General features: G+C 66.0%; 7 protein-coding genes. 2 read left to right on the plus strand and 5 right to left on the minus strand.

Annotated elements, in window-relative coordinates:
- Window positions 1–186 precede the first annotated feature (186 nt).
- The 5 genes from dut to KVF90_RS17340 all read right to left on the minus strand — a co-directional run bounded on the left by dut (window position 187) and on the right by KVF90_RS17340 (window position 5,840).
- Entirely contained in the window at window positions 187–645 is a 459-nt protein-coding gene (gene dut, locus KVF90_RS17320) for a dUTP diphosphatase (RefSeq protein WP_264392796.1), read from the minus strand.
- Window positions 642–2,330 (minus strand): bifunctional phosphopantothenoylcysteine decarboxylase/phosphopantothenate synthase, encoded by a 1,689-nt coding sequence (locus tag KVF90_RS17325; RefSeq protein ID WP_264394585.1) that lies wholly within the window; start codon window positions 2,328–2,330, stop codon window positions 642–644. Before KVF90_RS17325 ends, dut begins: the two co-directional genes overlap by 4 nt.
- A gap of 72 nt (window positions 2,331–2,402) precedes the next feature.
- The gene (locus tag KVF90_RS17330; protein WP_264392797.1) at window positions 2,403–3,557 is read right to left on the minus strand and encodes a hypothetical protein; all 1,155 of its coding nucleotides are present in this window, start codon (window positions 3,555–3,557) and stop codon (window positions 2,403–2,405) included.
- Window positions 3,524–5,080: a 2-polyprenylphenol 6-hydroxylase gene (ubiB, locus tag KVF90_RS17335; RefSeq protein WP_264392798.1), complete on the minus strand. Its 1,557-nt coding sequence runs from the start codon at window positions 5,078–5,080 to the stop codon at window positions 3,524–3,526. The genes KVF90_RS17330 and ubiB overlap by 34 nt, the downstream gene beginning before the upstream one ends.
- A 4-nt stretch (window positions 5,081–5,084) precedes the next feature.
- Window positions 5,085–5,840 (minus strand): class I SAM-dependent methyltransferase, encoded by a 756-nt coding sequence (locus KVF90_RS17340; RefSeq protein ID WP_264392799.1) that lies wholly within the window; start codon window positions 5,838–5,840, stop codon window positions 5,085–5,087.
- A 56-nt stretch (window positions 5,841–5,896) separates the two neighbouring features.
- Here KVF90_RS17340 and mutM point away from each other — a divergent pair, with 56 nt between their 5' ends.
- Both mutM and rpsT read left to right on the plus strand, forming a co-directional pair.
- Window positions 5,897–6,712 (plus strand): bifunctional DNA-formamidopyrimidine glycosylase/DNA-(apurinic or apyrimidinic site) lyase, encoded by an 816-nt coding sequence (mutM, locus tag KVF90_RS17345; RefSeq protein ID WP_264392800.1) that lies wholly within the window; start codon window positions 5,897–5,899, stop codon window positions 6,710–6,712.
- A gap of 287 nt (window positions 6,713–6,999) precedes the next feature.
- Window positions 7,000–7,260 carry a 30S ribosomal protein S20 gene (gene rpsT / locus KVF90_RS17350; protein ID WP_160759329.1) on the plus strand — a complete coding sequence of 87 codons (261 nt, stop codon included), beginning with the start codon at window positions 7,000–7,002 and terminating at the stop codon, window positions 7,258–7,260.
- The last annotated feature ends 362 nt before the right edge of the window (window positions 7,261–7,622 follow it).

Here is a 7,622-nt window from a genome sequence, read left to right on the forward strand (position 1 = left end):
GGGAATTATCCTGAGAAGATACGCTGACAGGCGCCGCGGCAAGCCTTGCTTGCGGCGGCGACACGATCAGCCTTGCGCGGGATCAGACCGCGCAAAGGCTCGTCAGCGGATCACATTCTCGGACATGAAGCTTCCAATAGGTCGGACAGCAGGAAGTTTGCTGCGCGCGGGGCGCGGCGTCAAGCCTCAGAGCTTGGCATGCCCTCCGGTCGAGCCGAAGCCGCCCTCGCCGCGCTCGGTTGCGTCAAGCTCCGCAACCTCGTCCCACGCCGCCTGCACCACCGGGGCCAGCACCAGCTGCGCCACGCGGTCGCCGCGCTGAATCGCGAAGGGTTCAGTGCCGAGGTTGATGAGGATCACCTTCAACTCGCCGCGATAGTCAGAATCGATGGTGCCGGGGGTGTTAGGCACCGAGATGCCATGCTTCAGCGCCAGTCCTGAACGCGGGCGGACCTGGATTTCGTATCCGGCCGGAATCGCCATCGCCAAGCCGGTGGCGACGGCATGGCGCGCGCCGGGGGCAATTGTCACCTCCTCGGCGCTCACCACATCCATCCCAGCCGCGCCCGCCGTGGCATAGGCGGGCAGCGGCAGGCCTGCGCCGTGGGGCAGGCGCTTGATTTGCACGCCGACGGGAAGGCTCATTCCGCCGCCTCAGCGTGCAATGTTGCCGCGATCCGTTCGACCAGCGCCATCGCGACCGCCGATTTGGGCATGTCGTCCAGCACCTCGATGCCATCGCCGTGGATGATGGTGACGCGGTTCCGATCCCCGCCCATCACGTCTCCGCTCACGTCATTGGCGACGATCCAGTCGGCGCCCTTGCGCTTGCGCTTGGCCTTGGCGTGTTCGAGCATGTTCTCGGTTTCGGCGGCAAAGCCGATCACCAGTTCGGGGCGGCGCTGTGCGGTGGCGACATTGGTGAGGATGTCGGGGTTTTCGGTCAGCATCAGCGCAGGCGGGGCATCGCCGCGCTTCTTGATCTTCTCGCCGCGATATTCCTTGGGCCGCCAATCGGCGACCGCGGCGACCATCACCGCGACATCGGCGGGCAGCGAGCGCTTGACCGCGGCGGCCATGTCGTTGGCGCTTTCCACATCGATACGGCTGACACCCGCCGGGGTCTTGAGCGCCACCGGCCCTGCCACCAGAGTCACCCGCGCGCCCATCGCTGCGGCGGCGGCGGCGATGGCAAAGCCCTGCTTCCCGCTCGACCGGTTGGCGATGTAGCGCACCGGATCGATCGCTTCCCAGGTCGGCCCGGCGGTGACGAGCACGTGGCGTCCCGCCAGCGGACGGTGCGCGGGCGCAAGGCCGAAATCCTCGCCTTCGGTGACTTCGCCAAGATCGGCCTCGATCTCCTCGGGCACTTCGGGGGCCTGCCGTTCGGGCGGCAACCGGCGCGGATCGATCAGGTGGTTGAGCGCGGCCGCGTCCATCGGGGGCGCGGCGTTGGCCTTGCCCTTGCGGGCGAGCAGCGGGCCCTCCAGATCCGGCGCGAAGTCCGGAACGGGTTCCTCTTCGAAAGGCAGATCCTCTTCCGCCGGATCGGGCAGGTCTTCGTATTCGGCCTCGATCTCGTCATGCGTGCGCTTGGCGGTCGAGCGCGGGATGATGCGCGAGAAGAAGCCGCCAATGCCGCCCGCAGGGATAGCGGCGTCGCCATCATCCTCTTCCTCGGGCTCGAGCGCTTCGACCTCGACCATCGGCGCGGCAAGCTGCTTCGCGGGCGCGGCCAGCAACGCCTGCTGCGGTTCGGGAACTTCGATACCGAAATGCGCGGCAATCTCACGCCAGATTGCCTCGGGCTCGGGCAGGCGGCCATAGCCGAACTCGCCGCAGGCCATGGGGCCCTCGTCGGGCTGGAGCACATTGACGCCCGCCGCCTTGAGCAGATTGATATTGCGCTGGGTTGCCTCGTGATCCCACATCCGCACGTTCATCGCGGGCACGGCCATCACCGGCTTGTCGGTGGCGAGGATCAGCGTGGTGGCAAGGTCATCGGCAATGCCGGTCGCCATCTTGGCAAGGAGGTCCGCCGTTGCCGGGCAGACGACCACCAGATCGGCCTCGCGGCTCAACTGGATATGCCCCATCTCGGCCTCGTTCTTGAGGTCGAACAGGTTGGTGTAGACCTGATTCTCGGACAAGGCGGCAAGCGCCATCGGGGTGACGAATTGCTGCCCGCCGCGGGTGATCACGCAAGTGACATCGCCCCCGCCCTTGCGGATCAGGCGAACCAGTTCGCAGGCCTTGTAGGCCGCGATCCCGCCGCCCACGACCAGCAGGATGCGAGGGTGTTTTCCCGCTGCCGCCTCCTGTACGCTCATCTCGCAATCGCCTTTCGCGCCACGCTCCGGGGTGTCAGACATAGTCGAAGCCACTTCCATGGCAAAGCTTGGTTAAGTTTGCCTTGCAACGGCGCGACCCAGTTCGGCAAGCCCTCGCGGAACGAAGGCAAGGCCGATGGCATAGGCGGGCAGTGCAAGCTCCACCCAGTAGAAGTTCTCGGGCCGCGCGAACAGGGCCAACATGGTGGCCAGCCCGCCGAACCATAGCAGCGCGAACAGGCCAATCCGTCCGCCAATTGCCGCCCAGCCAAGGAGAGGCAGAATTGCGATGGGCGCGGCGAGGCTGGCGGGGAGAAATCGCAATCCGGTCAGTTGGCCCAGTCCGGTCAGCGGTAGGCCATAGCCCGACAGGGCGCCCCATCCCTGCGAGCCGAGATCGCCGGGGAGCCTCTCCGCGCCGACCGCCAGCGCGTGCAGGCCCATTCCGGCGGCGAAGAATGCCAGCAGCACTGCGAGCGCCCCCGCCTCGCGCCAGCGTCGCCCGGCGATGGCAAAGCCCAGCCACAGCAGCACGAAAGGCGCGGCCAGCTCGCGCACCGCCAGCGCCGCGCCTGCCGCCAGCAGCGCAGGCCACCAGCGGTCCGCCCGGTAGAGCAGCAGCGCCAGCGAGAGCAGCAATCCTGCGACGAAATCATGGTCGAACCCCGCCACAGGCGACAGCGCCGCGGCGCCGCCCGCCACCAGCAGCGCACTGGCAATGATCCGTTCCTCAAGGCTCGCCAGAGTCGCCAGCCGGGTGTTCAGCGCCCACAGGCAGGCCAGCACCACCGCCATCGCCAGATAGCGCACACCGTCTGCGCCGATCAGCGCTTGCAGCCACGCCAGCGTCGGCAGGCGCACCGCGACGAAGGGCCGCGTCGGGTAATGGCTTTCCCGCTGCTCGTTCAAAGCTGCGGCGTAATAGCCCGCGCCCGCCGCCATGCGCGCGTTGATGCGGGCATACAGCGCCATGTCGCCTCTCGGCCTGTCAGTCGTAGCGGGCGTGGCGGTTGTCGTGGCGACACGCGCGGGCACGGCTTGCTCGTCCGGCGCATTCGCCCACGCGCTCCATGCCATCGCAGCCATCAGCACGGCCAGCACCAGCGCCGCGCCCCGGCGGGAAAGATGTGCAAAGGGGCGGCCGAGCGCCTCCCACCTTGCCAGCAGCGATAGGGTCCCGCCGACCGGCAGGATCATCCGATCCAGCCAGCCGCGACTGCGCCCCACACCGCGCCCGCGCCGGCCAGAGCCGTGACGAGGTAGCCGAGCCATCCGCGCCCTTCGCGCCTGTCGGTGATCAGCGGGATGTGCGGCAGCGGCGGCGTTTCGGGCGCGCCGCCCTTGGGCGGGTACTTCTCCTCCAGCCGCCGGATCAGGCCGGGCAGCCGCAGCAGCGTGTCGGTGTCGTCCTTGATCCGCTGGGCAAGCGCCGCTTCCGGCCCCAGCTCGTCACGGATCCACGACCGGACATAGGGCGCGGCGGTATCCCACATGTTGATGTCGGGATTGAGCTGGGTGGCGATGCCTTCGACCATCACCATCGTCTTTTGTAGCAGCAACAGATGCGGCTGGGTCTGCATGTCGAAATCGCGGGTGATCGCGAACAGCCCGTCAAGCATCTGGCCGACAGAGAGTTCCTTCACCGGCTTGCCGCGCATCGGCTCACCCACAGCGCGCAGCGCCGTGGCGAATTCGCCGACCGAATGGTAGCTGGGCACATATTGCGCCTCGAAATGGATTTCGGCGACGCGCTGGTAATTGCCAGTGGTCAGCCCGTAGAGGATCTCCGCCAGCCATTGCCGCGCGCGGCGGTCGATCCGGCCCATGATGCCGAAATCGATGGCAACGATGGTGCCGTCATCCTCCACGAACAGGTTGCCCTGATGCATGTCGGCATGGAAGAACCCGGCGCTGATCGCCTGCGTCAGGAAGCTGATCACCAGCTTTTCCGAAAGTGCGGCGAGATCATGGCCGCGCGCGCGCAGTTCATCGACGCGGCTGATCTTGATGCCGTCGATCCACTCGATGGTCATCACACGGCCATTGGTGCGGTCCCAGTCGATGCCGGGGATGCGATAGCCGGGAACGCCCGCCATCTGCTCGGCCAGTTCGCTGGCCGAGGCGGCTTCGCGGCGCAGATCGAGTTCCGAATTGGTCCAGCGCTTGAAATTGGCGATGGTGAGGCGCGGGCGCAGGCGGCTGGCCTCCCCGCCCATCGCTTCGACATGAGCGGCGGCCCATTCATAGGTGGTAATGTCGCGGGCAAATTTCTCGCGGATGCCGGGGCGCAGCACCTTGACCGCGACACTGCGGCCGTCGGTGGTGACGGCCTTGTGGACCTGCGCGATCGAGGCCGCGCCGACGGGCGCGGGATCAATCTCGCTGAACAGCTTTTCGATCGGCTGACCGAAGCTCGATTCGATCGCCGCCTTGATCTGCGAGAACGGGACCGGCGGCAGGCTGTCCTGCAAACTCAGCAGATTATTCGCCGCCTCGTCGCCGACCAGATCGGGGCGCGTGGCAAGGCTCTGGCCAAGCTTGATTGCCGCCGGGCCGATGGCGCGGAACGCGCCCGCATAATCGCGCGGGCCGTTCTTCCCCGTCAGCGTGGCGAGCCGCGCCAGGCGGACGAACTGGCGCACCGGGAGCGGCGCATTGGGATCATTCTCGATCCCCACCAGCGCGCGGCGGCGCGCCAGCGTCACGCCCCAGCGGGCAAGCCGCGAAAGATGGACGACGGAACTGGTCACGTGCCTAGATCTTCCACCCCGAGTGGATTGCGACGAGGCCGCCCATGATGGGCTCAACCTTGGTATTGGCGAAGCCCGCGCTGCGGATCATCTGCTCGAAGGCGGGCATCGGCGGGAATTTGCGGATCGACTCCGCGAGGTAGCGATAGGAGTCCGCATCACCGGCGATCATCTGGCCCATGCGCGGCAGCAGATGCTCGGAATAGATGTCGTAAGCTTCTTTCAGCCCCGACCATTCAACGGTCGAGAATTCGAGGCAGAAGAACCGTCCGCCGGGGCGCAGCACGCGCAGCGCCTCGGCCAAAGCGCGGTCGATGTGGGTGACGTTCCGGATGCCGAAAGCGATGGTGTAGGCATCGAAGGTGTTGGAGGCGAAGCTCACGCTTTCCGCGTTCTGGCAGGTGAAGACGAGGCTGCCGTCTTCCTCGTCAAAGCCGCGCTCCAGTGCGCGTTCGGCGCCCACGTCCAGCATGTCCTGATTGATGTCGGCGACAGTGATATGCGCGCCCTTCGCCGCCATGCGGAAGGCGATGTCGCCGGTGCCGCCCGCCATGTCGAGAATCTGCTCGCCAGCCTGCGGCTTCACGCGCTTGACGAAGCGGTCTTTCCACAGCCGGTGCATCCCGCCCGACATCGCATCGTTCATGATGTCATATTTGCGCGCGACGCTGGAGAAGACCTCGCCCACTTTGCGGGTCTTTTCCTGCGGGGTGACCTGGGTGTAGCCGAAGGAGACGGTTTCGTCGTTGGTGTCGCTCATGCCGGGTTCCCTAGAGACAATTGCCGCCGAGGCAAAGGGTGTTACAGGCGCAAACCATGCCGGAATTACCTGAAGTAGAAACAACCGTTCGCGGCCTTGCAAAGTTCCTTGAGGGCGAGCGGATCACGCGCGTGCAGCTCAATCGCGCCGACTTGCGCCGCCCCTTCCCCGCCGATCTGGTGCAGGTGATGACCGGAGCGAGCGTCACCGCGCTATCGCGGCGGGCGAAATACGGCCTACTGCATCTCGACCGGGGTGCGACGATGATCTTCCACCTCGGCATGAGCGGGCGCTGGCGAATCGATCCCGAGACTCCTGACACACACGACCATCTGCTGCTGGAGACCGCAAGCCACCGCTTCGCGCTGTGCGATCCGCGCCGGTTTGGCTCGGTCGATCTGGTGGCAACCAATGTGCTGGAGCGCTGGCCGCAATTCGCCGCGCTCGGGCCGGAGCCGCTGGGGCCGGGGCTGACGGCGGCGCATCTCAAAGCCGCGCTGGCGGGCAAGGTGCTGTCGATCAAGCTTGCCCTGCTTGATCAGCGCATCGTGGCGGGGCTCGGCAATATCTATGTCTGCGAGGCGCTGTGGCGCGCGGGCATCCGTCCGACCAAACCGGCCGGCAAGGTCACCGGGCCGCAATTGGCACGGCTGGTGCCTGCGATCATCGACGTGCTCGAAGCCTCGATCCGCGACGGCGGCTCGACCTTGCGCGACTATGCCCGGCCCGATGGCGAGCTGGGCTATTTCGCCAGCAGCTTCGATGTCTATGGCCGCGAAGGGGAAGCCTGCCGCCGCGATGACGGGGGCGTGATCCAGCGCATCGCGCAAGGCGGGCGCAGCACGTGGTTTTGTCCCGTGTGCCAACGTTGATTGCGCGCCCGCCTCCGCGGGCGCGTCCTCGGCGCTATTCCTTCGCTCCGCTGCGGGCGCCTGCGGGCGGGCGGTCGCCCTTGCGTCGGCACACGCCGCCGACAAGCATGGATCTGCTGCCGAAACGCGTGGCCTCTGAGAATCGTTGACCTTCGGGGCAGTTCTGACTATGCGCGCTGCTTTCCGGCGGTTGGACCATGCGTCCGCTCGCCCGTTTTCGAGCAAACCGTCATCACTTTCCTGGTCGCCCCAAGCGGCCCGAACCAACCGCGAGACAGACACGAATTATGGCCAATACGCCGCAAGCCAAGAAGCGCATCCGTCGCAACACCGCCCGCGCCGAAATCAACGGTGCGCGCATCAGCCGCATCCGTAGCTTCATCAAGAAGGTCGAATCGGCATGCGAAGCCGGTGACAAGGAAGCGGCCGCTGTCGCGCTCAAGGCGGCTCAGCCGGAAATGGCCCGCGGCGTGGCACGCGGCGTGCTGCACAAGAACACCGTGGCCCGCAAGCTCTCGCGCCTGACGCGCCGAGTCGCCACTCTCTGATTCGAATCGCGGTCATCCCGTTAGTCGCGCATAGGCGCGAATACGGGTTGAAACCGGTTCCCGAACCGCAAGAGCCGCGCTGGATCAGCGCGGCTCTTTTCGTTTGCGCGAAACGCGACACATCTATCCCGCGCAAATCTCAGGATTCACCACGATTCGCACCCGAAATTTGGTGATTATTGATGTATTTCAGATACTTCAACGCAAGCCTGCGGGTCACAGGTGAGTCAACAGGATTATTTCACTTTTTTTAAAAGTCCTCGCTTGCGCAAAGAGCCGATGCGTTCTTTACATGCACTCCACCCGGCGCGGGACAGCCCGGGTGATTTACATACTGGCTGACAGGGGGGTTCCGCAGGATC

Source organism: Porphyrobacter sp. ULC335 (assembly GCF_025917005.1).
Classification (GTDB): Bacteria; Pseudomonadota; Alphaproteobacteria; order Sphingomonadales; family Sphingomonadaceae; genus Erythrobacter.

Excerpts from the sequence above, each read along its gene's own strand:
- rpsT (WP_160759329.1), top strand. The coding sequence starts at position 7,000 with ATGGCCAATACGCCGCAAGCCAAGAAGCGCATCCGTCGCAACACCGCC.
- mutM (WP_264392800.1), top strand. The coding sequence starts at position 5,897 with ATGCCGGAATTACCTGAAGTAGAAACAACCGTTCGCGGCCTTGCAAAG.
- dut (WP_264392796.1), bottom strand. The coding sequence starts at position 645 with ATGAGCCTTCCCGTCGGCGTGCAAATCAAGCGCCTGCCCCACGGCGCA.
- KVF90_RS17325 (WP_264394585.1), bottom strand. The coding sequence starts at position 2,330 with ATGAGCGTACAGGAGGCGGCAGCGGGAAAACACCCTCGCATCCTGCTG.
- KVF90_RS17340 (WP_264392799.1), bottom strand. The coding sequence starts at position 5,840 with ATGAGCGACACCAACGACGAAACCGTCTCCTTCGGCTACACCCAGGTC.